At 46.7% G+C, this 24,562-nt stretch carries 11 protein-coding genes and 1 tRNA gene; 7 read left to right on the top strand and 5 right to left on the bottom strand.

Annotated features, from left to right (window positions below; genetic code table 11):
- The first annotated feature begins 267 nt into the window (after positions 1-267).
- From AB5062_RS08620 to AB5062_RS08590, 7 genes are all read left to right on the top strand, one after another.
- The gene (locus AB5062_RS08620; RefSeq protein WP_368326869.1) at positions 268-4,569 is read left to right on the top strand and encodes a phage tail tape measure protein; all 4,302 of its coding nucleotides are present in this window, start codon (positions 268-270) and stop codon (positions 4,567-4,569) included.
- A gap of 9 nt (positions 4,570-4,578) precedes the next feature.
- Positions 4,579-6,714: a hypothetical protein gene (locus AB5062_RS08615; protein ID WP_368326870.1), complete on the top strand. Its 2,136-nt coding sequence runs from the start codon at positions 4,579-4,581 to the stop codon at positions 6,712-6,714.
- 43 nt (positions 6,715-6,757) lie between these two features.
- On the top strand, positions 6,758-6,967 hold the full coding sequence (locus AB5062_RS08610) for a hypothetical protein (RefSeq protein WP_004318206.1): 210 nt from the start codon (positions 6,758-6,760) through the stop codon (positions 6,965-6,967).
- Complete coding sequence (locus tag AB5062_RS08605) at positions 6,964-8,130, top strand: hypothetical protein (protein ID WP_004318207.1); 1,167 nt, start codon at positions 6,964-6,966, stop codon at positions 8,128-8,130. Before AB5062_RS08610 ends, AB5062_RS08605 begins: the two co-directional genes overlap by 4 nt.
- A gap of 9 nt (positions 8,131-8,139) precedes the next feature.
- Positions 8,140-14,928 carry a CotH kinase family protein gene (locus tag AB5062_RS08600; RefSeq protein ID WP_368326871.1) on the top strand — a complete coding sequence of 2,263 codons (6,789 nt, stop codon included), beginning with the start codon at positions 8,140-8,142 and terminating at the stop codon, positions 14,926-14,928.
- Between the two features lie 432 nt (positions 14,929-15,360).
- Positions 15,361-16,656, top strand: a complete 1,296-nt coding sequence (locus AB5062_RS08595; protein WP_004325875.1) for a reverse transcriptase domain-containing protein — start codon at positions 15,361-15,363, stop codon at positions 16,654-16,656.
- A 1-nt stretch (position 16,657) separates the two neighbouring features.
- Positions 16,658-17,152, top strand: a complete 495-nt coding sequence (locus AB5062_RS08590) for a hypothetical protein (RefSeq protein ID WP_004325876.1) — start codon at positions 16,658-16,660, stop codon at positions 17,150-17,152.
- 49 nt (positions 17,153-17,201) lie between these two features.
- Here AB5062_RS08590 and AB5062_RS08585 read toward each other — a convergent pair whose 3' ends face one another.
- The 5 genes from AB5062_RS08585 to AB5062_RS08565 all read right to left on the bottom strand — a co-directional run bounded on the left by AB5062_RS08585 (position 17,202) and on the right by AB5062_RS08565 (position 24,510).
- On the bottom strand, positions 17,202-18,347 hold the full coding sequence (locus AB5062_RS08585; RefSeq protein WP_004303351.1) for a site-specific integrase: 1,146 nt from the start codon (positions 18,345-18,347) through the stop codon (positions 17,202-17,204).
- A gap of 158 nt (positions 18,348-18,505) precedes the next feature.
- Positions 18,506-18,579: transfer RNA gene (locus AB5062_RS08580), tRNA-Arg, on the bottom strand.
- A gap of 69 nt (positions 18,580-18,648) precedes the next feature.
- Positions 18,649-19,365 (bottom strand): AbgT family transporter, encoded by a 717-nt coding sequence (locus AB5062_RS08575; RefSeq protein WP_032953231.1) that lies wholly within the window; start codon positions 19,363-19,365, stop codon positions 18,649-18,651.
- Entirely contained in the window at positions 19,355-20,083 is a 729-nt protein-coding gene (locus AB5062_RS08570) for a DUF5932 domain-containing protein (protein ID WP_005843813.1), read from the bottom strand. The genes AB5062_RS08575 and AB5062_RS08570 overlap by 11 nt, the downstream gene beginning before the upstream one ends.
- Before the next feature lie 29 nt (positions 20,084-20,112).
- Positions 20,113-24,510, bottom strand: a complete 4,398-nt coding sequence (locus AB5062_RS08565) for a DUF5113 domain-containing protein (RefSeq protein WP_005848054.1) — start codon at positions 24,508-24,510, stop codon at positions 20,113-20,115.
- Between the last annotated feature and the right edge of the window lie 52 nt (positions 24,511-24,562).

Below are 24,562 nucleotides of genomic sequence, written 5' to 3'. Positions count from 1 at the left end.
TACTTTATCCGGGTGGCTTGCTTTTGCCTTTCTTTCCTTTATCGTGACGCCTCTTATATCGGTTCCTCTAACCTGGTACATTTGCTGGATGATAGATCGGGCAACAATTAAGGATAAAGAATGTTTTGATCCTTCGGATTTTACCTTTAAGAGATAAAATACTTTCTTCTTAGTATAATAAGCCTGTAGAATGGTTCTACGGGCTTTTTTTGTGTCCTTTTCCGCCACTTTACACCAGGATAATTTTGCCTTATAAAATTTACTCTTATGGCAAAATTAAAACCTGACTATATCGAATGGGTGTTAACCCTGAACGCCTCCGATGCGCAGAAGGAAATACATAATCTTTCAGAAAAGAACAAGGAGCTCCGGGATAGCAATAAGGAGATAAAAAAGGCTATGACCGATTTAATCGCCACCGGGAAAGCTGGCGGTAAACAATGGAAAAGGCTTGATGAGCAACTGAAAGAAAATAATAAGACGATCGGCGAGAATAACAAGAAGATTGCCGAATGTGAGAAACGGCTGGATAAAACCACCATGAGTGCCAACCAGCTGGCAAGGAAGGCAAACGCCTTGCGGAAAGAGCTTCGCGATACGGTGAAATCCTTGCAGCCGGAAAAATATGCCGCCCTGGAGAAGGAACTGAAAGAAGTTGAGAAAGCATACGGGCAGGCCACGAAAAAGGCGGAAGGTTTCGGCGGTTCCCTTCTTTCCCTGAATAAGATAAAAACGGTTCTGGCCGGTGTGTTTGTCACTATCGGCGCAATGATAACCGGACAGATTGTCGGCGGGCTAAGGGATGCGATCAGTACTATTATAGAGTTCGAGAAGAAAAACAGTACTTTGGCCGCTATTCTGGGAACCACGAAAAAGAGTATCAAGGATTTAACAGATGAAGCGCGCCGGCTGGGTGCTACTACTTCTTATACGGCCGCACAGGTAACGGAACTTCAGATAGAGCTTGCCAAGCTGGGATTTTTTAAAGAGGATATTAAAGCGATGACGCCTTCCGTGCTGAAATTCGCTAAGGCTGTGGACACTGATCTTGCCTCGGCTGCTACGCTTGCCGGTGCAACATTGCGTATTTTCAACCTTGATGCGGAAGATACGGAACGGGCTGTTTCTACTATGACTATGGGATGTAACGCATCCGCTTTAAGCTTCGAGTACTTAAATACGGCAATGTCTATTGTTGGGCCGGTTGCTAATTCTTTCGGATTCACGATCGAGGAAACGACCGCCCTTTTGGGGGCTTTGGCAAACAGCGGTTTCGACGCTTCATCGGCAGCGACGGCAACACGTAATATTTTGCTTAACTTGGCTGACGGTAGCGGTAAACTTGCACTTGCCCTTGGTGGTCCTGTAGATAACTTAGAAGACCTTGTAAAGGGGCTGAAAAAGCTGAACAGTGAAGGAATAGACCTTAATAAGGCACTGGATTTAACGGATAAACGTTCGGTTGCCGCATTTAATACCTTTTTAAATGGTACTGATACCGTTTTAAATCTCCGTGATGCAGTAACAGGAGCCGAAGAGGGATTTAATGCCATGGCGGAAGAAATGGGTGATAATGTACAAGGTTCCCTCAATACATTAAGTTCAACTATCGAAGGGGTAGTTTTACGTTTCTATGAATCAAAGGGTATTCTTCGGGATTTAATAGACCTTGTTACGCTTATGGTGGAAGGTGTGGGCGGTATGATCGACATGTTTAATAAATGGGGTGTTGTCACTTATACCGTTACCGCTTATTTGGTTTCTTACTATGGAGGACTGAAAATCGCTACCATGTGGCACGCCCGTTTTAAAACGGCGACCCTTGCTTCGGTCGTTGCAGAGAAAGCGCACGCCGTACAGCTTTATATCAGCCGGGCGGCTACTCTGGCTTATGCGGCGGCCCAGGCATTGCTGCACCTGAATATTAAAAGATGTACCGCCGCCCTTCGGTTAATGAGGATCGAACTTTTGAAGAATCCATATACGGCCCTGCTCGCGTTACTCGTGGCAGCCGGTGTTGCTATCTACCAGCTTGCAAAGAAGACGGAACAGGCTTCGGCGGCGATGAAGGCCCACCAGGAAGTCGTAAAGAAAGTGAATGAAGAATATTCCAGCCAGGAAGCAAAAATAAAAACTCTTGTAGCTGCTATCAATGATGAGAACCTTTCCAACTACACCCGTAAACAAAGGCTTGCGGAATTAAAAGAACTGATACCGGATTATAATGCGGAATTGAATGAAGAAGGCAGGCTCATAAACAACAACAAGGAGGCCATAGATCAATATTTAGTTTCCTTGGAAAAACAAATCAAGTTGAAAGCTTACCAGGAGGAACTGGAAGAATTGTACAAGAAAAAAAGGAATCTTGAAAGCCAGGAATCAGAGCAAAGCGACGCTTATTGGGACACCCGCCAGCAAAATACATTGTCAGGATATAACCGGAACAGTCTTACCGCTAAAATAAGCCGTTTATTTGGTACAGAAAAAGAGGCTAACCAGTTGAAAGCTCTACAAACAACACAGAAGGATTTGGCCGGTATAGAATCAGCAATCGCCCAGATCAATAATGATATCTTAAAAACAGAGGCGACGGCCACTTCATTAACCGGAACCAATAAAGAAAATATAAATACTGAAACATCCCTTATAAAGAAACTGGAGGCCGAAAAGAAAAAGGTTCAGGAACAGTGGGCGGAAGACAGCGAAGCGAATATCGCCAAGAAAAACAAGGAAATAGAACGTATCGACACCGAAATAAAACGTTTAAACGAACTGGGGAAGGTCAAAAAGAAAGCGGAAGCCGGGGAGTATAAAAATACAGAAACGGACGCTACATTAAAACCTCTGGAGATCGAGCACGAAAAACGTATGCTTCTAATCAAAAAGAACCGGGAAAAGGAAAATAAGACGGAAGCCCAATACATTCTCGAAGGAACAGCGGAAAACCTTCGCTATTACCGGGAACGTATCGACGCACTCCAGAAGCTGGAAGCAAAAACGCCGGCCCAGAAGAAGAAGTTACTCGATGAAATCCACAAGCTCGAAACAGAAGCACAGACGGCCATTTTTACGGAAACCGGTAAGCAGGAGGACGCCCGTATAAAACTGGTACAGGAGAAACGGGATGAACGGTTAAAGATTGAAACCGCCTATTACAACGTCCAGAAGGACACCATGGAAAAAGCGGTATTAAACCAAAGTATCACGCAGGAAGCCGCCGACGCCTATATGTTGAAAGTTGAAGCGGAGCACGCTGCAGAACTCCTGGAGATAAACCGTACTTACCTGGATGATGTAAACGCCCTGGAGATCACCAGTAAACAAAAACGTATAGATACTGTTACGGAAGCCGCCGACGCCGTGCGTGAAACCGAAATGCAGCTACTACGTGACCAGGCGGCCATTGCTCAAAAAGTACGTGAAATAACTTCCGTTCCGATAGGAATAACCGGTATGCAGGAGGCACACCGGAAGCAGGTTCAGGATGTAGAAACGACTTATAATGCCATAATTGAGATAGCGAGACAGGCGGGGATTTCTACCGTTGGTTTGGAGAAACAGAAACAGCAGGAAATTAGCCAGCTTGAATTTGATTATCAGAATAGTTTATATCAGATTCAATCCCAGATCGGCGTATCATGGGCACAGGAATACCAGAATGAACTGGCCCTGTTAAAGAATCTGCACAATCAGGAATTAATAGATGAAAAGACATACCAGCGTAAAAAGCTGCAAATGCAGATGAATAACGCTAAAAAATACTTTGATTATTATTCCGGTCTTTCCTCTTCCATGGTGGAAGCCATTCAACAAGCCGAAATCGACCAGGTGGAAGCAAAATACGATGTTCTCATACAGGAAGCCGAGAACAACGGTGAAGATACTGCCGCCCTGGAAGAAGAGAAGGAAAATAAGAAACTGGAGATTCAAAAGAAGTACGCGGATGTAAACTTTGCTATCAAGTGTTCCCAGATCATAGCAGATACGGCCGTTTCGATTATGAAGGCGTACGCGGACCTCGGACCGATCGCCGGAACCGTTGCTGCAGTAATGCTTGCGGCTACCGGTGTGGCCCAGCTTGCATCGGCCAAAGCAGAACGGGACAGGATTAAAAACATGTCCTTGAAAAACACCACCGGCAGCAAGACTGCCACGGCTGAACGTGTTGTTTCCGGTTCTTCCGGTGGTGGATATTCGGAAGGCGGTTACACCGGTCCCGGCGGACGCTATGAAGTGGCCGGCGTAGTTCATAAGGGAGAATATGTGGTACCACAGCCGGAAATGAATAATCCTAAAGTAATTGACGCTGTTAGCACTATCGAAGCGATCAGGCGGCAGCGTACCAATGCGAACCCGTTGCCACAGAATCCGGGTGAATATGCGGAAGGCGGTTACGTTACCTCTTATGCAGGGGATTCTTCCTACTGGGAGTTCCTGGAAGCGGCAAAGGAGCTGCGCGCCTCCTGTGAGGCTATCAAATTGATAAAGGCCTATATCGTTTATCAGGATTTGGAGAAGGCCAAAGAAACTATAGATAACGCCCGCGACACCTTTACACGCGGAAAATAAGTAATCATTATGCTAAAGATAAAGACGAACAAAGGTTATCTGGATTTAGGGGGAGACTTTACCGTACAGATTGATGAAAAATCCCCTGTCATGAACGACCGGGGATCGCAAACCGTACCGGTTACGGTTCCATGTACCGGCAACAATGCTAAAATAACCGGTTTTGCTCACCGTCTCGACATGGGTATAAAGCCGATGAATGAAGATCAGGCATGTACGGTATTGGACGGAGCATATAAACGTACCGGGAAGATAAATATTGTTTCCGCCGGTAAAAAAGAAGGTATTACCCTTAACATCGGCTTTGACAATTCGGAAGCCTACAGCGCATGGAAAGCAAAGAAACTGAACTCGATCACATTACCCAGCATAAGCGGCGGTACCGTTAGCGGTCTTATGTCCTCTATAAACTGGTTCTTCACGGATTCCCATGAAGATTTTGCCATATTTCAAATAGTAGTCAAAAATGATTCCAAGGACGGCACGTATTACCCGCAATACATAAACCGTATCACTTTGGATTCAAACGGTGAATATGCCTTATGCTATCAGGCAAGGACGGAAACACTACTGATAAATGATACCCCGACCGAAACGAGTTTACCGGAAGGGTACGGCGTGGCCCCCTTCTTATACGTGCACCGTGTCCTGGACTTTATATTTTCAGAATTTGGTTATACTATAACCGAAAATCCTTTTAAGACGGACAAGGAACTTTCCAGCCTGGTAATCCTGAACAATGCCGCCGACTGTTGCGTGACGGGTATCCTCAATTATGCCGATTTAATGCCGGATTGTACGATTGAGGACTTTTTAAACGCGCTGTATGTACGTTTCGGACTGGTTTATAATGTCTCTTCCGATACGAAAACGGCCACTTTAAGACTGATCCGGGATATAATGGAAGATGAACCTGCCGTTGATCTGTCCCGGAATCTGACGGCGGAACCCCTTATCAATTATGAAACGGCCCGTCAGATAAAGTTATCGGCCAAAACGTCTTTTACCGGTGCCGCGCCTTCGGTGGAACGGTACGAGGACTATATCAAGGGGAACGAAAAAATGGTTATCCGTGTAAGCCGTTTCGATCCTTCCCAGGCCTCCGTGTGGCTGAACTACGAGAAGACCACCGGCAACTGGTACAAATGGGATTCGGGCAACAAGAAGCATACGTTATCATCATCCAGTTTCTTTAACTGGGACCGGAAGACGGAAAACGTAGAGGACGAGGAGCTGGCGAGCGATGATGAATGCGTGTTTATGGATTTTGCCCCGAACGGCCTTCTTTCCCCGTATTACCTGGCCGGGTATGTGCACCGTTATACCTACCTGAAAACCTCTTCCGATGATGAAGAGGATTCGGAAAAGGAGGAGACGCCGCTTTCCTTCGCTTTCGCTTTTACAAAGGCCGTTACGGAAAGTACGGATTATTCCTTCGGTTCTATTTTACCATACGCTCCGGACGGCGGAGAAATTACGTTAAAAGACGGCAGCAAACATACGATATCGCTTTTATTCCAGTTTGAAGACGGTCTGTTTGCCAAGTTCTGGCAGAAGTATGACGCCGTATTAAGGCACTCTTTTAACCAGGTGGACACAAACACCCTTTTACCGGTTCACCAGCTTATGAAAATGGATGTCTTGACCCCGGTAGCCCTGCGGGGGCAGTACATGCTTCTGGACGGCCTTTCCTATTCGCTTCCTGCGGGTAAACTGGTACCGGTAAACATTACGTTGCGTTCCCTGCGTCTGATCGGTCCCTATAATCTGGATAATGAACAGGGCATTCCCGTGTGGGGCGGTGCTTCCTACGTGTGGGTCGTATATTCTTCCAATTTGCAGAGTGTACAGGCCGGAAGGGTGGAATATTGGGAAGATTATTACCGTTATCACTGGATGTATGCTGTGTACGGTTGCCGTGTATCGAATACGATATATGACGGGTATGTTACGCCGTCAACGGATGAGGATATATTAAAAAATCCGCCCACCGCACAGGATAACATCATAGAAAAAACTTACAAATGTAAGATAGAGGTTGAAATCGAGGTAAACGAGCATTCCGGCGCGGCCAACTATTTTTGTTACGAAACGGAAGAAGTCGAATACCAGGTAAGGTTTGTCGCATCGAGGGTGCTTAGCTGATCCCGTCCTTTATTCTTCCTTTGATAAACCCAACTTTTGCAGCATGGAAAAGCAGAATAATATCATCCTTGCCCCGTCATCTTCACAGGTGACGGAGCTTTATAAGCTTTGGAGGGAAAACCATGCGGGGCGGCTCTCGGACTTTTACAAGTTCCTGACGTCTCCCACGGATCAGCGTGATCGTTTCCTTTCCGGACTTGAAAATAAGAGTGAGTTTAACGGAATATTCATCGTTAACACCTTTGAATTATGAGTTTGACAGCAAACATTGATCCGACGGAAAACGCCTTTACCGGAAACCCTGTTTATCTTTCGGTAGAAACTACTTCTATGGCGACTTACAATATAATGTATTTCGTGAACTTTGAATTTATGCGTTCCATATTTACCGGTAACGGTAATGGAAGTTTCAAGGTGAATATCGCGGAGGTCCTGGAAACGCTTTTTGTTGATATTCCCCCGTTAACGGACAGTTCCGAGATGTTGATAAGCCTTTCCGATAAACGGTATAACAAGGCGGTCGTCACGATCACCCTTCAAAATGAGGAGGAAGAAACGGCCACTTTGGTTGTTACTGCCTGGCGTGGCGGTATATCCAAACGGGCTTTTAAGAAATTGCATGAAGAAGGTAATAACATCTTTTCTTTGAAGTTCTTGAATGAATCCTGCAATTTCTTCTTTACCACCCGGAGCAATGACTGGCGTATAACGATGCGCGAGACGGAACTTTACCCGCTCTGTTTCATCTATCCGGAGCACGAGCTGAAAATAACGGAACTTCTTACCGGACAAAGCCTTGCAGTACCAGGCACGGCAGGGAATTTCTACGCCTTGAACCTGGAGGCCGTAAGACTTAAATTCTTTACCGATTACGGGGTACTGGCCAACCTTTTTGACGTGTATAGCGGTGAAACGTTCGCTCTCCGGATCGGGATCGAGCAAAGCCCGACGGTCCGCGAGCGTTACCGGCTCCGGTTCCTGAACAGTTACGGGGTTTACGAGGTGTTTTCCCTGGAAGGCGAGGCGAGCGTAACTCCCGGCATGGATGAAGACGAAGACGCTGTTTTCCGGCGTTACGATGAAATTACCGATGATTATTATTCGGATCGCATACGTACGGAGATACAGGAAGCCGTAACGGTTAAGACGGGATTCAAACGCCCGCAGGAAATACGCTTTCTTCTTGACCTGCTTTCCTCCGATGATGTCTACCTGGCAGGTTACGGCCGGGAAGAGATCAAGGTAATTCCTTCGGCGGAAGAGTTTTCTTACCGTGTCCGTCCGGACGCGCCGCAGAACGTGACGTTAAAGCTCACGTTTGCCGAGAAGGAGTCCAACTGGACGGGAGAAATCACGGAAAGCGGCTACCGGAAACCGCGGGTTCATTCCAAAGAGTTCAGTAAACAATTTAATTAATGTATCTATATGGCAACACAGGAGTATATCGATGATCTTATTATAGTCATTGAAACCGCGGAGGACGCGGAAAGCGTTACCAACCAAATGGTGGCGGCGGTTCTTGGCTTCTTGAACGAACACCTGAAACTGGTTTCCCAGGGTAAGGAAATCGAGGCGGAGGAAGCCGCCCGCATTGCCGCCGATGCAGCCTTGCAGAAGGCTATCGACGCCGTTTCTCTACGTATCGACCGGCTTGTCGGCAACAACGCTTCGCAGGCAATCGACAACTTTAACGAAATTCTTGCTTTTCTGGACGGGCTTAAAGACAGTGATTCGCTGGCCGCATTGCTGGCCGATATCAACGCCCGTATCGGCAGCGAAGACGGTTCACAGAGTGAAGACGGTTCCCTTTGGGGAAAGCTGAAAAGTCTGTCCCAGGATATTAGCAGTTGTTCCGAGGACATAAGCACGTTGCAGGCAGACCGTGACGAAATGAAACAGGAGTTGCAGGAAACTGCCGGGCGTCTGTCTTCCACCTTTACCAATGTAAACAACCTCTTGAACGCCGGCAGCGTTTATAGTGATCTGTCGGGGGTGTTTGCAGCATTGAAAACGGCGGGGAAGATTGACGATGTCCGGAAAAACGGCGTGATCCTTTCTTTCCTCACTGCCGACGGCTGGGTGACGAAACAATTTAAAGGCAATCCGGACACGGATTTTGAGAATGTCGAAAAGTGGGAGGATTTCGGCAGCGGCGGTTCAGGCGGCGGGAATACCTATAATGTAACCGGCAGTGTGCCGCTTACGGAAGGTTTCTATACCCTGGCTTCCGCCATTGCCGCGGTACCGGAGAAGTGGCGCGGCCGGGGGCGTGTCATCACCTTTGAAACATCGCTCGGCAAATGGGAGACGTACCAGTTTACCGGAACCGCCCTGGATGCCTGGGACCAGGAGGCGAGCTGGGAAGAGTTCGGCGGCAAAGGAACGGTAAAGAGCGTAACGGTAAACGGCGAGAAGCAGACGCCGGACGCGGCCGGTAATGTGAATGTAAACGTGGATATCCTGGAAGTGGACGAGACTTTGTCCGCCGATTCCACCAATCCGGTAGAAAACAAGGTAGTAACCGCCCGTTTTAACGAGGTGGACGCTTCCACGCTGTTTAACGTAAATGCGGAGGTAAGCGAGGATGAAACATCCGTCCGTCTGTCTTTCCAGAACAAAAGCGGCGCGGAAATTACCGCCGTGGATATCCCGGCCGGTTCCGGTGGAGGTTCCGGCGAAACGGTGGCTACTAAAATTGTCTTGAATGCGGCTGTAGATAACGCCATAATCAAGGAAGGCGGAAACGCCCGTCTTACTTATACATACGATCACCAATACACCACGGGGGATGAAAAGGGGGAATCTACCGGGCAAAAGGCGGATATCACCGTTACGATCAGGCGTGGAACAACTACCATGTATTCCCAGACGGTCAGCGATGTTTCCAAAGGCAGTTACGAACTGGACCTTTCAAGTTACTTGCTTGTTGGGAATACCGATATTTACGTAGTGGCAACCACAACCGATCCGACTACCGGCAAGAAACAGACCCGACAGGCGTTTACATCCGTGAAGGTTGTCAGCCTTTCCCTTACCAGCTCTTACAATCTGGCCGGGGCCATAGCCGCAGGCGGTTATACCCTGGCCGACACGATTAATATCCCTTATGCCGTGAGCGGTTCCGGAACAAAGGTCGTCACGCTTTATCTGAACGGCCGGCAACAGAACGCGCACACCATTACAAGATCGGGAACGACAAACGGCAGTTTCAGTTTGTCCCCCTCTTCGCTTGTGACCGGCCGGAATACCGTTCAAATGGTTGCCGAAATGGAGGCTTCCGCCGATCTCGTGTTAAAGTCTGAAAGTATCTATATTGATATTCTGAAATCCGGAGGATCGGCACCGTTCATCGGCACGATGATGAGTTTTCCGGACGGCCGTATTTTTACGGAGGACCATCTTGTTCCGCGCTTGGAAGCGGGGCAGTACGAACAGGTAAAATTTGACTTTGTGGCTTATGATCCTGACGCAACGCCGGCTCAAATGGACGTTTACCGGGACGGGGTGAAAACGCAGTCTGTCAGTGTGGCCCGTACTACGCAGACATATACCAACCGTTTTACGGAGCAGGGCGAGATCACTATGAAATTTAAGACGGGGGCCACGGAATACCCGTTTTATATCGACGTAACGGAAAGCGGGATCGACTTGCAGGAAACTACCGCCGGGCTTGTACTGAAACTTTCGGCAGCCGGGCGGAGCAACAGCGAATCCGATCCGGGAGCCTGGGATTATGGCGACATACATACGACATTTTCTGGTTTCGACTGGAGCAGCAACGGCTGGACGGGTGACGCCCTGAAACTTACGGGAGGCGCGAAGATTGAAATCGGGTACCGGCCGTTCTCCACGGATGCAACCACTACCGGGGCTACCTATGAAATGGAAATTCTTTGTTCGTCGGTAACGGACCGGCAGGGGGTGATACTGGACTGTATGGCCGGCGATATCGGTTTCCAGATGACAACGGAGCAGGCCCTTATGCGTGTTTCCGGCGGTACGGAAGTAAGTACGAAGTTTGCAAGTGATATGAACCTGAAAATGGCCTTTATTGTCGGGGCCAAGGCCGGTAAGCGGTTGCTGGAACTTTATGTAAACGGAATCCGTTGCGGAGCGGTGCAGTATGGGGCTACCGAAGGATTACTGCAGGCGGAACCGGTGAACATCCGTTTGTTCAGTGATACGGCGGATGTGGAGATCAGGAATTTCCGTATTTATAACCGTGCGCTTACGGATGATGAAGAATTGAACAATTACATGGTAGACCGGACTACGTCGGACGAAATGGTCCTGTTATTTGAAAAGAATGATGTTACGGGGGACAACGGTACGGATATCGACATAGACAAGTTACGCGCCCAGGGAAAGGCGGTTATGCGAATTGTCGGCGATGTGAACCTTGTCAACGCCACCAATAACAAGAAATTCGAGGTACCGGTCGATATCTATTTTTATAGCCCGCAGGGTAAGGAGTACGATTTTGTAGCAAGGAATGTCGGTCTAAGAATACAGGGTACATCATCCACCACTTATCCGCGTAAGAATTACCGTCTTTATTTCTTGCGCCTGGAAAAATACGGTACCACGCTGGAAGTTAACGGCGTGGATGTGCCGTCCCTTGAATACAGTTTCAAACCGGGAGCACGGCCGATCAGTATATTCTGTTTGAAAGCGGACTTTTCCGATTCTTCCGGTACACATAATACCGGTGCGGTGCGTATTGTGAACGACGTTTGGAAGAGGTGCGGGTGGCTGACACCGCCGCAGGCTGCATATAAGGGGGAATATGACGTACGTATAGGCGTGGACGGTTTCCCTATGGACCTGTTTTATGACAACGACGGCACCGGTGCGAATACTTATCTGGGAAAATACAATTTCAATAATGAGAAGTCGGAAAGTGCGATCATTTACGGTTTTGAAGGAATTGAAGGATTCAACGACGAAGCGGCCCTGAACGGGCAGCGTAACAAATGTATCTGTCTGGAGTTCCTGAACAACTCCGAGGCCCTTTGTCTGTTCGGGACTACCGACATGTCTTCTTTTGATGATGCGCTGGAATTTCGTTTCAAGGCGGACACTACCTGGGCGGATGCACACGAGGACGACAAGGCGGCAGTTACAAGGCTTTGGAACTGGATCGATTCATGTAAGGATGATCCCGCCAAGTTCCTGGCGGAATATAACCAGTATTTCGGTAATGACAGCCCGTTTGCATGGTATCTGATTACCGATTACTTTATGGCTGTGGATAACCGGGCAAAAAACATGATGCTGGCGACTTGGGACTCTCTGATCTGGTATTTCCTTCCTTACGATATGGACACGCTGTTCGGTGTGCGTAATGATTCGGTACTGAAATACGAATATACCATTACCCACGAAAGTTTTGACGATAGTATCGGTAGTTATGCTTTTGCCGGCCATGATTCCGTTTTATGGGAACTGGTACGGTCTTGTCCGGACAAATTGCGTGAAGTGGCGGAAACCTTGCGTAGCAATATGAGCCTTGAATATGTCCTGCAAGTATTTAACGAGGAACAAATGGGCAACTGGTGCGAGCGGATTTATAACAAGGATTCGGAATATAAATATATCCTTCCGCTTACCGAAGGGGTGACAACCGGCAGCGGAACCAGTTATTATAATTATCTGTATGCCTTGCAGGGAAGCCGTTATGCGCACCGTACTTATACCATTCAGAACCGTTTCGCCCTTTTGGATAGTCAGTATGTGGCCGGTACTTACCGTCGTGACAGCTTCGCGGCTTATTTCGGATACAAGTTCGGCAGCGATAACCGGAAAATTCGGATTACGGCCTCCGAACGGTATTATTACGGGTACGGGTACACGTCCGGAACACCGCACCAAAGCGCGGTACTTGCAGAAACGGCCGGGGCTGTGGTGGAACTGACAATGGACACGGATTTAATTGTAAACGATCCGCAATATTTCTACGGTGCAAGCCGTATTCGCGGGCTTGATCTGACGGATGTAGCCCACGCCATTGTCGGCACGTTGAACCTGAACAACTGCACGGCCTTGCGTGAACTGAATGTTAGTTGTGAGGCCGGACAGACGACATTTAACGCCCTTCTGGTGGGTAATTGCCGTAATCTTCGAAAACTCGACATATCCGGACTTAAATCTTCTTCCTTTACCGGTATGGACCTTTCAAGTAATACCAAACTTGAAACCTTCCTGGCCGGTGATACATCCCTTACCGGTGTGACATTTGCCGGCGGTGCGCCTCTGGCCGTTTGCGTCCTTCCCGGAACTTTGCAGACGCTCGAACTCCGGTACCTGAACAAACTAACCAATGCAGGGCTGCAGCTGGAAGGTACGGCAAATATCACGCGCCTTGTGATTGATAACTGTAGCCTGATCGACTGGAACACGTTATTACAGCAATGCAGTGCGACCAGCTATCTACGAATTACCGGTATAGATATGGACGGGAACGGTAATTTGCTTCGCAGGCTTATGACAATGGGCGGCGTTGATGAAGACGGGGGAAACGTGCAGACGTGCCGCCTGGTAGGTACGTACCGGCTCACCCAGTCCATGTCGGATGAAGAGTACGCCGCCACCTGTGCACATTTCCCGGAACTGAATATCATTCAGCCGCAGTTTGTCGGTATAAAAATAGATCAGACGGTAGGAGACGGGGAAAAGATTACGAATCTGGATAACTCTACCGGATATGACTATAATACTGAATTTACCCCGTCTTCCCATATATTGGAAGTGTTGTCGAAAAGACGTTGTATTCTGGCTAAAAAGACGGCGGAGGGTGAAATGACCTGTTACCCGCTTCATGATGAGAACCGAAATAAATACGCGGATAGTGACAGCGTGGAGAACGCCACGGATGCAGTATTAACCGGATCGGAAGGTGAAGTTTACATATATGAGCCTCATTACTGGTACAAGGGAGTAACGGACGTGCTGAATCAGTGCCTTTACGGTTTTATTTCAAGTAATGAGGATGCGCCGGCAGCAGCAGGGTACACCAGTATAAGATTTACCCGCGAGGAACTGGATGTGACGGAAGGGATCGGGATTCGTAAGAATACGGATTACACAACCATTGAAGAGGCGAAGAATGAATACGAATCCGGATCGTTCGCCCTGGTGGACGTCCGGGATTACAAGCAGGTTCGTTTTCCCGGTTTTGCTTCTACTCTTTACGGTGCTGTATTTATAGATGATGCCGGGAAAATAGTAAGTCGGATCAGCGTTTCAAATGCGAACGGTTTTATCAATGGTATGTATCTGTTTTGTGCCGTTCCTGTAGGGGCTACGAAACTGGCCTTTACTTTCCTTAATTCGGCGGCCTTCGATTTCGTTTTACTCACAACATCGGAAAGTGTGGAAGCGATCGAGCCGGACTGGGTAGAGCATACGGAATGCCTGGGCGGTGTTTATGAAGCCTATCTGATTGATGATGTGCTGCGTTCTGTCAGTGGTGTTTCAAGTGTAGGAACTATTTCACAGAGCCAGGCAGTCAAATACGCCCAGAACAGGGGCAAAGGTTTCCAGCTGTTCGACTGGGAGATGCACAAGGATGTGGGTAATCTGCATTTCTTTAAATACGGTAATACCGATTCGCAGGGAGTTTGCGGATATGGAACAAACAATTACCAGAAAGTGACAGGCCTTACAAATGCGCTGGGGATGCGTGATACGGTTTCTTATTATAAGGAAAAGGGCGGTTCCAATCCACAGGCGGAAGGTGCTTACCGGGACGGTGTAAATTATCAGTCCGTCAATGTGCTGGGATATGAGAATTTCCAGGGAAACAAGGCGGAATGGTTGCAGTATGTCACAGTAAACAAGACGGCGGCGGACGGAAGGTGGTTTATTACCATGCCGGACGGAACGGAACGCGTTGTACAGGGAATTACTGTTTATAATGCGGATATTTATCCTACCCACATGGTTTGGGGCCGGTATATGGATTTGATTGCGGCCAAGGAAGGCGGTTCCACTTCCTCTCATTGGTTCGACAGGTTCTATGTGGGTACCGGGCTTTCTCGTGTGGTGTATCGGTCGTACAGCCACGCGAGCGCGTTGGGCGGTGTTTCGTATGCGGTCGCGAGTTACGATTCATCGGTCACGTATGCGCTCATCGGCGTTCGGCTTGCCTTCAGGGGCATCATACGCTGGGCGGGTAGCGTCGCGGCCTTTAAAGCCATAAATCAGGCAGATTAAGATAAAAAATAGCAACGTAAAACGTTGTGCGGGTAGCGCAGGCGTCCGGAAGTAAGACGGGTGCCGGTGCTTCCTGAAAGTACAAAGGCGGATTTCCTCATATACACTCGTGTGGTGTATCGGTCGAACAACAACGCGAACGCGTTAGGCGGTGTTTCGTATGCGAACGCGAATAACGATTCATCGAACACGAATGCGAACATCGGCGTTCGGCTTGCAAACAATTAGGATAAAGAAAAAGCGCATAAGCCTTAAAGATTGGCGTACAACAGTGGGGACGTGTCCCCGGCGTGGAGCCAAGAGGAATGAGCCTCGCCAACAGCAGCCGTTTACGGCTGGAAAGGGGAAAAATAAAGCGCAGGGCAATGGGGTTTGGTAGGAATTTTTTTCGAAGAAGCCCGGCCCGGGGAATTGAAGGCTAATTTAATTATCATGTGGAGAGAAGATAATATTATAGAAGAGATTGTCGAGGACTCCAATATAGAGGACGCCATAAAAACGGTATTGCGCAAAAGAAGACGAAAGCGCAGCTTTGCCGGGCGTAGAATACTGGCGGATGTCCCGAAGGCAGTAGAGAGGATCAGGCAGCGGATCAGGAGTGGGCGGTTCAAGCTCGGAGGATATCGGGAAATGACCGTAGACGACGGGCCGAAGGTAAGGACCGTACAATCGGTTTCCCTGGAGGACAGGATCGTTCTTAACGCTGTTATGAATGTGGTGGACCGGCATTTGAAAGTACGTTTTATCCGGACTACTTCCGCATCCATTAAAAACAGGGGAACGCATGACCTTTTACAGTATATCGTTAAAGATATAAAGGATGATCCCGAAGGAACCCTGTTCGGGTACCAGTTCGATATAACGAAATTCTATGAAAGCGTAGACCAGGACATTTTGCTGGATGCAGTGAAAAAGATGTTCAAGGATAAAATATTAATCGGAATCCTGGAAGAGTGCATCCGCATGATGCCTAAAGGCGTAAGTATCGGGCTAAGATCATCACAGGGGCTTTGTAATTTGCTTCTATCCATTTACCTGGATCACCGGTTAAAGGATCAGGAGGCAGTAGCACACTATTACCGGTATTGTGACGACGGTCTGGTGCTTTCCGGTAGTAAGAAATACCTTTGGAAGGTTAGGGATATCATTCATGAACAGGCCCGTAAAGCCCGCCTGGAGATTAAAAGCAATGATACCGTTTTCCCGATCACCGAAGGTATCGACTTCCTGGGATATGTAACCCGCCCGGATCATGTACGGTTAAGGAAGCGTAACAAACAAAAGTTCGCCCGCAAGATGCACAAGGTTAAAAGCAAGAAACGCAGGCAGGAGCTGACCGCCTCATTTTACGGGCTTACAAAACATGCCGATTGCAAGAACTTATTTTATAAACTAACAGGAAAGAAAATGAAAAAATTAAAAGATCTGGGCTACAAGTACAAGCCTAAAGACGGACGGAAACGATTTACCGGGGCAAGGATCAAGTCGCCCGAACTGATGAACAAGGATGTGATCGTACTTGATTATGAAAAGGATGTTCCGACGAAAAACGGAAACCGGACTGTTATAAAGCTGGAACTCGACGGCAAGGAGAGAAAGTATTTTACCAGCCTGGAGGAAACACTTTTCATTTGTGAATCAGCGGCAAGAGACGGAGAACTGCCTTTTGAAGCACATTGCGAAGGTGAAGTAAGTGAAAAAGGATTGATAATTATACATTTTACTTGAAATGATACGAATTTATGCAGACAGCAAGGCGGAACCGGTAAGATGTACCAACCGCCGCCGGGGAATCTGGCGTATTACGTGGGATTACCAGGAAACAGAGACAGCAGAAGGAGTGCAGCGTAGTTACATGGAAGAGACGTTCGATCATCTACCCGCACTGGCAGAAATCAAGGCGGTTATTAATGAATGGTATAACCGGAAGATAACCGACACGATCGAAAGCGGGTACGTATGGAACGGCCTGAAAGTCTGGCTTTCCATGGAGAACCAGATGAATTATAAGACGGCGTACGATCTTGCCTTGCAGACAGGCGGGGAAAACCTTCCTGTTACTTTCAAGCTCGGGGAAGAAGACAACCCGACGTTTTACGAGTTTGCAAGTATGCAGCAACTACAAGAGTTTTACACCGGTGCCGTGAAACATATACAGGAGACACAAAAGGAAGGCTGGGAACTTAAAAAGGCGATAGACTGGAGCGTTTATACGTTGGAGTAGAAAAAGTGAAGGGGGAAGCGGGAAACACGTTTCCCCTTCACTCTTTTAGTTATAACATATCATCAAAGGCGTGTATTCCCGCTTCGCGTTCATCTTCCAGAGCATGTGCGTAAACCATTGTCATAGTTATAGAACTATGTCCCAAAAGGTGGGATAGCGTTACGATATCATGTGTTTTCTTATAATACAAGGTAGCGAATGTATGCCGCCCGGTCTTTGAACTGATATCCTTTGTTATTCCTACTTTACCGGCTATTGTTTTCAATACCCGGTTTATATCCTGATCCGTGGGAAGGTTCATAAACAAGTTACCTTTTGTACGTCCGGCCCGGTAATATTCATAGATATAACGTGCCGGGTCCGATAAGGGTACAGTTACCGGTATTTTTGTCTTACCTCGTGTGTAGTGTAGTTCATTCCCTATGAACTGGTTTATCTGCAATGCTTTTGCATCGCCTATATGCAAAGAAGTAAAACAAAGAAACAGAAAAAAACGGAGTACGTTCTGGGTACATTCTTCCAGGCGGCCGGACCGGTACAAGGCGGTCAGACGGAGGAGTTCTTCTTCCGTCAGGTATATAACTTCACTTTTGGGGCGACGTATCTTTATGGCCGCGAACGGGTCCTGGTCCATATAACCGCCGCGTATGGCGGCACCTACATATATTTTGATAGTAGCCATGTTACGCCATGCCGTAGAATCCATGTTACCTATTTTGCGAAGATATGCAAAGAAAGACAGGAGAAATTCGTGGGTAATCTCTGAAAATACAAGGCCGGGTGCGAATGTTTCCAGTTTCTTGATGATAGAAACGTGATGTTTCCAGGTACCGAAAGAAATAGTTTTGCTAATTTGTTTGAGGTAAACCCGTGCAAAATCAAAGAAGGTACCAAAATCGGAGGGATTGTTATACTGGCGGAAGAAACTTTCTTTTGTCAGCGTCTCATTTTTAAGACGGGCACGGACAAATATATCGCTTACTCGTGAACGGATATTGGAGATGATTAAATTTTTATCCTTACTTTCTTTGTCCCGGCCTTTTATCACTTCGTTTTGCTCATCCCATTCTTTAGAGGTGACACTTAACCTTACCGCGATCCTTATTTTCTCGCGGTTGATATAAAATTCCACATACAGGGGGAGCCGGTCGGTTTTGCCTTTTTTGCCTTGTCTTACAACTCTTATTGCCGTCATTTTTATATGCCTATTTTATGCCTGTAGAGGGGATATGCCTACAAATATGCCTACACAGGCAGGTTATTAAAAGTTAAACGGGGCGAAAGTAAAACGTTTAATATCAGCTATTTAAAAGAAAAATCCGATAACATTTAACTGTTACCGGATGTTAATAGTGATTCCGTTGCGATTCGAACGCAAGACCCACGCCTTAGAAGGGCGTTGCTCTATCCAGCTGAGCTACGGAACCATCCTTAATTGCGAGTGCAAAGGTACGGTTTTTATTGAAATTACCAAAAGAATCCGCAACTTTTTTGCATTAACAATCTATTTTTTTTCTATTCAGCATCCAAGCAAAAGGTAAATAGCAACAAATATGGAAAGCGTAAGACACTATATATGAATCTATTCCAACCCATTCCACCAAATTCGTATACATCAATGAAGAAAAGAACTGAACTATAAAAAAAAGCACCACAAAGTAATCGGCAAAACGAGAAAAGAGACAGGACATACCTTTTATTATATCCTTATCATCCCGAAAACGTCCCGATGCATAACCGAAAGCCATACCCGACAATCCCACACCAAACGAAATGAGATAATAAATCCCTTTTTGAAACGGAGAGTTCGTGAGAGATCCCGTCACGCTACGCAACATAGTCCATGGGGCAAAAGTGGTGCAAATAATCATTATGATATAAACAAGCAGTATACAACCTGCCAATATCAACGCACGTTTTTCCTTACGGGAAATGGGCTTTCCTCTTTTCACTATCCTCCCCAACGTACCCCATACCCCGGAATGAACCGTAATGCCGAACCCTAAAAAAAGCATCATTACTATGCCCAATGCCGGTGTCTGGACAAAATTCCCCATAGCATGCCTCAATTCCCACCGGATTCCTTCGGGACTGAGCAGGCTTTGCACCTTCCCCAGCCCATAAATACTTCCTATCCATGAGAACAAGGCTACAGCTACCGTCAGCAGAAAAAACACAGTAGCGGTATGAGGAAAATAATATTTACTCTTCATCCGGTTCCAAATTATCAATGTCAAGAATCCGCAACTCGAAAGCACGGGTCACCAATCGACAGGCATTGACACCACTTCTTTCATCCAATGTGAACAAACGGTTTATCAATTCATTCTGACGCTTCTCTATGGATTTGACCCCGAAAGGCATCCCTTTCAGATTAGTAATCATTTCTTTGGTATACCCCAAGGCCAGATGGCGAAGCAAACGCTCATCATATTCATCAATATCATAATTAATGACAGCTTCCTGCCTGCGCTGCTCCTGAGCCACCGACTGCTTGAAACGTGCCACTATTTTCTCCAGAATGGGATAATTGAAAACCAGTTTCTTGCCATCCATCACCGCCTGTACATCTGTGGCAGTCAGCAACTCTCCCGTCTTCAGGATTATACCATCCGCACCCGCATTCAGCGCATCCACCCATAACTTTTCGTTCAATACCTCACCAGTAAAAATCAGCACCTTCATATCCGGATAGTTCTTCCGTAAAGAAGAACAGATTTCCACACCGATGGTAGTCGATCCCCCCAAGCCCAAGTCCAATAAAACCATATCGGGCAACTGCACTTTCAGCAATTCCCAAAACTCATTCTCAGTCATAGCCGTTCCGATGACTTCCGCATTCGGAATTTCGTGTCTGAATATCTCTTCCGTTCCTTTTAATTCCAGTTTGACATCCTCTACAATGATGACTTTAAATCTATTATTCTCCATAATATGCATTGTTTTTTTACATTCTACATTCAACGGGCAGGCAGGGTGAACCATACGGTGAACCCTCCTTCAGCGGCAGGCTGCGCATTGATACGGCAACCGCGTCTTCCGGCAAATTCATCATGGTCACGAATCACCTGCTTACAAATAAGGTATTCCGTACCGGTCAGAACTCCTTCCTGCCCCTGCTTCATACGAGACAGATGCGGGTAGAACAACAAGTTCAACTCCTCCTGCGACTTTTCGCGACGCGTATCGCGGAAATCAAACCGCACAAAATCCTTATCCTTATAAATACACAATTCCAAAACACCATCCACCTCGTATGATAGCGCTTCATCTATTAAATTCTCCAACATAAACTTCAGCTGAATGACATCTCCCAATACGGAAACATGTTCCACCTCCGTCCTCAGTTCTACCCGATGCGGCATACGTTTTCCAGCACGTTTTATATACCGTACCGCATAATCGGCCAGTTCGCCGGCTTTCACAACACCTCTGCGGAAAGTAATTTCTTCCAACTGACGTGCGGCGCATGAACTCAGCAAAGTAAATATATCCTTATAATAACTGATCAACTCACCAATCGTTTCTACTTGCACAGCTTCGTTTTCTCCAGCCTGACGGGTGTTCAACCTGTCGATAATCTGTTTTATCCGGTTAGGATAATAGATTGTCTCATGCTTAATGGTTGACAAGCAATTGTCCAATACCAGATTTTGCACATGCAACTGGTTTTCCTCCCGTATGGCTCGGCGCGCATCATCCTGCGCACTTTCTATATCCCGATATTTCTGCGCCATCAGTACCACTGCATTATATACAATGATGGCTACATATCCGGCCACAAGCTCCAGCATCAAGCGGTCGTCCTCACGCTCCACAGGCAAAGCGATTTTCAATGCCAGCACACCCGTGCAACGATTCTCGTTACCTGCTTCCACCCACAAGGGCAAACATTTTACCCTATCTTTCTCACGCCAATAAGGTGTCTTCGCGTCAAAACTACGAGCCATCATCTCACGCATTTCTTCATTCTCATCCTCCACCGGTGAAAAAGCATAATTCAAGCTGTGGTTGTCTTCACTATAAACCGCTACGCCCAACACATCAACGGGCAGCAACTCATTCACCGTCTCAAACATATCATTGACCAGACTTGCAGCAATATCCCGGTCGGCCCTTCCGTCAAGCAAAGAGGCCGAAAACACCTGCTTGTTGATTTCCAACACCTGTTCCAAGTTATAACGATAAATCAAACGGTGGCGGAAATACAGAATATAATATCCCACCAGCAATACCAACAAAATAACCACACAAAGAATGATAGCCACCGTCTTATTATTGGCAGAAAGCTGCATCTGGCGGCAATATTGCTCCAATGAGGTGTCCTCACTGATCTGTTTGTACAGCGCCGTATAAGCATTATTGTTATAACGATAAGCCTCCAGATTACCTAAAGCCAAAAAGGCGACTGCTGCCTCGTTGCGAACATCCAGCAAGGCATAGTAATCGGTATCAAAATGCCGGTTGAACCAATCTAAATCCGCTGCTACCCCCTCTCCTTCCAATTCCAACAAAGGCCCTTTGCTGCCCGAATACATAATATAATGCTTATTCAAACAATATAGAGCACTGTCCGCATAACACAATGCCTGTTGATATAATCCATCAATGTTACAATTGTAAACATCGTATGCATATTCATTCGCAACAGCCAATAATTTATCATATCGCTGAATGGAATCATTGACAGTGAGCTGTTCCGCTTTCCCATCTTTCTCCCTCCCCTCATTACATCCTGCCAGGACAGGAAGAAAAGCGACCAACACCAACATCAACGTTTTGCGCACTCCTTTGGGCAAACGGAAATAGAAACGGCTGCCTTTCCCCAATTCACTTTCTATCCGGAACAGGCAGACCCGGAATATCTCATTGGTCTTCTTATATTTATCAATAATGCCTTTGCAATTCATCAAACCGAAACCGTGACCTTTATTCTTCTGCAATTCGCTGACATTTTCGCTGGTCTGCAATCCGATTTTACCCGAATCATAAACTTTCTCACTCAGAATACGCTCCACATCTTCCTGTGAAAGTCCCGGACCGTCATCTTTCACCGAAATCTCCACGTAAGATTCCGTTTCCTGCGCATAAACAGAAACATTTCCTCCCGGCTGCGTATATTTACGGGCGTTTTCCGTCAATGTATTTATCATGAAAAGCGTCAGAGCCTTATCCGCTTTCACAATGGCGGCAGTCGGCTCTATGGTCAGAGTCTGTTGTTTCATCTCGAAAGTCTTACGCCCTTTTACCAGTACATCAAAAAGGGAATTCAACTCAAAATTCTCTATATTCAAACTCAGTGTCCCCTGCCGCATCTTAATCCATAAGGCCAGAATATCATTATACTCATTGATACGGGTAATCAGTTCGTCGATATAACGGTATTTGCTTTCTTTTATTTCTTCGTTCTGAATGTAGTTGTGTGCGGTTAGTTTATGCACTTCATTCATGATGCGGTCTATATAAGGCATAATGCCTGTGACAATAAACAGACAGGCTTTCTTCACCAGATTCTGCCGTTTATTCTCCGCCAAATGCTGTTCATGGACATATTGCTCCTTTTCCAGCCGTTTCCGTTCATCGCCCAACGAAATAAAAGCCAGTCCATTCTCCAGTGTCCACGAAATGTAAGGTGTAATGACCCTCATCAGTGCTTTATCATCTTTCTTCATTTTGTGCTCCGAATACAGGTGCACCTCGCCCAAAGGTTGTTCCCTGCCCGGAATATTCAAGATAAAACTTGTACAAATCCCTTGCCCCGGCACCTCATTCCCCTCTCCATTTTCAGCCACAATACGGAAGTCCGTCGCTCCCACCAACGAAAGGATATCCTCTTTCACCGAGGCAACTACCGCTTTTGTCACATCCTCTATCTCCCCCGCATCAATGGGTACGGAAGCCGTTATCTTACGGCATATTTCCAAAGTACGTTTCAACTTATCAATATAAAGAGCATTCCGCACACGCCATCTTTTATTCAATATCCAAAATAGAATGATAAGGACAACGATACCAATCACCACTACCACCAGAAGTCCGTTCAAGGCCTCCGATTCCTTTTCCAACGCATTATAACGGCTCTCCAATTCTTTGTCCTGGCGGGTGTAGTCCAAAATATCCAGATAAATATTACGATTATAATCCGACTGGGGTTTCATTCCTAACGCTGCATATGTTACACTCAATTGTTCACGGAAACGGGCAATCCATTCGGGAACACTTTTTATACCATCGTCATTAATCCATTCCAGTTCAATGGAAGTGGTAGCCATGGGAACATACGGACGTAGCCTGTCCATGGTATCCGTACAATGGTAATATTTCTCGTGATGCCGATTGACGTACCCCAGTGCTTCCGACAAGTAATGCAGCGCGTCTTCATACCTGCCTTGCTCGTTGCTGCACGACGCCAAAGTGCGGTATGTACCCGAAATCTGATACAAATCTCCATATTTTTTGAACAAATCCAAAGCCTGCCAGGCAAAACGCATGGTCAATTCCTCCCACGACAAGTCCTCGTTATTGATGGCACGCATCACATTGGGACGCCTTTCCATTATCAAATCGAAATTTTTCCTCTCTTTCAGCAATTCTGCCATTGCCTGAGATGCATTCGCCTCGAAATAGACATACCCGTATTCCCTGCTGATACCCAGACATTCTATCAGATAGTTAAACTCACCCAATACCACATCCTGCGGTGTATCCGCTTCATACATACCGCCAGACCCTTTCATATAATAATAATAGAGCAATTGGGCAGTATCACTTTCCAGCGCCTCGTCTACTTTTATTTCATTAATCGCCTCCAAAGACTGCTGTTCCTGCTGCAAATAATAGTAATAGATGGCAGAAGCAATGGAAAACTCGGAACGGGCATAATTAAGCCGCTCCAGCTCTCCGGGATCGGTTATAGCAGAACGGTCATCACTGATACGCTTCATACGCCGTAACGCACTGTTACGATAATCATAGAACTCCTTGTTCATGGCGGTACGCTGACAAATTTTCATCATACCGATATCTGCTATCAAACATTCCAATTCATTGTTTGATTCCTCATATACGCGAAGAAAAAGATCTTCGGCTTTTTCAAAGTCCATGTGGATAAAGGCGCAGAAACCCTGATTATTCAATGCCCCGGCACGCAGGGAGGGGAATCCATCCGCCAGTTTGTAGGCGTCATGCGCCGCTTTACACGCTGTGTCCAAATTTTTATAGCGCATACGATAAGAAAGCAAGTTCAAAGAATCCGCCTGACGGTATATAGCCATATCCTTCTTCTTTTCACAAGAAAAGAAAGTCCCTGCTATAATCAATAAAACCGCCCATACAGGCAATAGACACATATTCTTCATAAACATCCCTTCTCCTTTAGGTTAACCACCCACCAATAAAAATACAAAAATA

Origin of the sequence: Phocaeicola sp. RTP21359st1_B8_RTP21360_211022, assembly GCF_040911965.1 — a bacterium.
Classification (GTDB): Bacteria; Bacteroidota; Bacteroidia; order Bacteroidales; family Bacteroidaceae; genus Phocaeicola; species Phocaeicola vulgatus.
This window is presented reverse-complemented; position numbering and strand designations above follow the sequence as displayed.

Bases quoted from the DNA above. Each gene is read 5' to 3' on its own strand.
- AB5062_RS08620 (WP_368326869.1), top strand. From the start codon at position 268: ATGGCAAAATTAAAACCTGACTATATCGAATGGGTGTTAACCCTGAAC.
- AB5062_RS08615 (WP_368326870.1), top strand. From the start codon at position 4,579: ATGCTAAAGATAAAGACGAACAAAGGTTATCTGGATTTAGGGGGAGAC.
- AB5062_RS08610 (WP_004318206.1), top strand. From the start codon at position 6,758: ATGGAAAAGCAGAATAATATCATCCTTGCCCCGTCATCTTCACAGGTG.
- AB5062_RS08605 (WP_004318207.1), top strand. From the start codon at position 6,964: ATGAGTTTGACAGCAAACATTGATCCGACGGAAAACGCCTTTACCGGA.
- AB5062_RS08600 (WP_368326871.1), top strand. From the start codon at position 8,140: ATGGCAACACAGGAGTATATCGATGATCTTATTATAGTCATTGAAACC.
- AB5062_RS08595 (WP_004325875.1), top strand. From the start codon at position 15,361: ATGTGGAGAGAAGATAATATTATAGAAGAGATTGTCGAGGACTCCAAT.
- AB5062_RS08590 (WP_004325876.1), top strand. From the start codon at position 16,658: ATGATACGAATTTATGCAGACAGCAAGGCGGAACCGGTAAGATGTACC.
- AB5062_RS08585 (WP_004303351.1), bottom strand. From the start codon at position 18,347: ATGACGGCAATAAGAGTTGTAAGACAAGGCAAAAAAGGCAAAACCGAC.
- AB5062_RS08575 (WP_032953231.1), bottom strand. From the start codon at position 19,365: ATGAAGAGTAAATATTATTTTCCTCATACCGCTACTGTGTTTTTTCTG.
- AB5062_RS08570 (WP_005843813.1), bottom strand. From the start codon at position 20,083: ATGGAGAATAATAGATTTAAAGTCATCATTGTAGAGGATGTCAAACTG.
- AB5062_RS08565 (WP_005848054.1), bottom strand. From the start codon at position 24,510: ATGAAGAATATGTGTCTATTGCCTGTATGGGCGGTTTTATTGATTATA.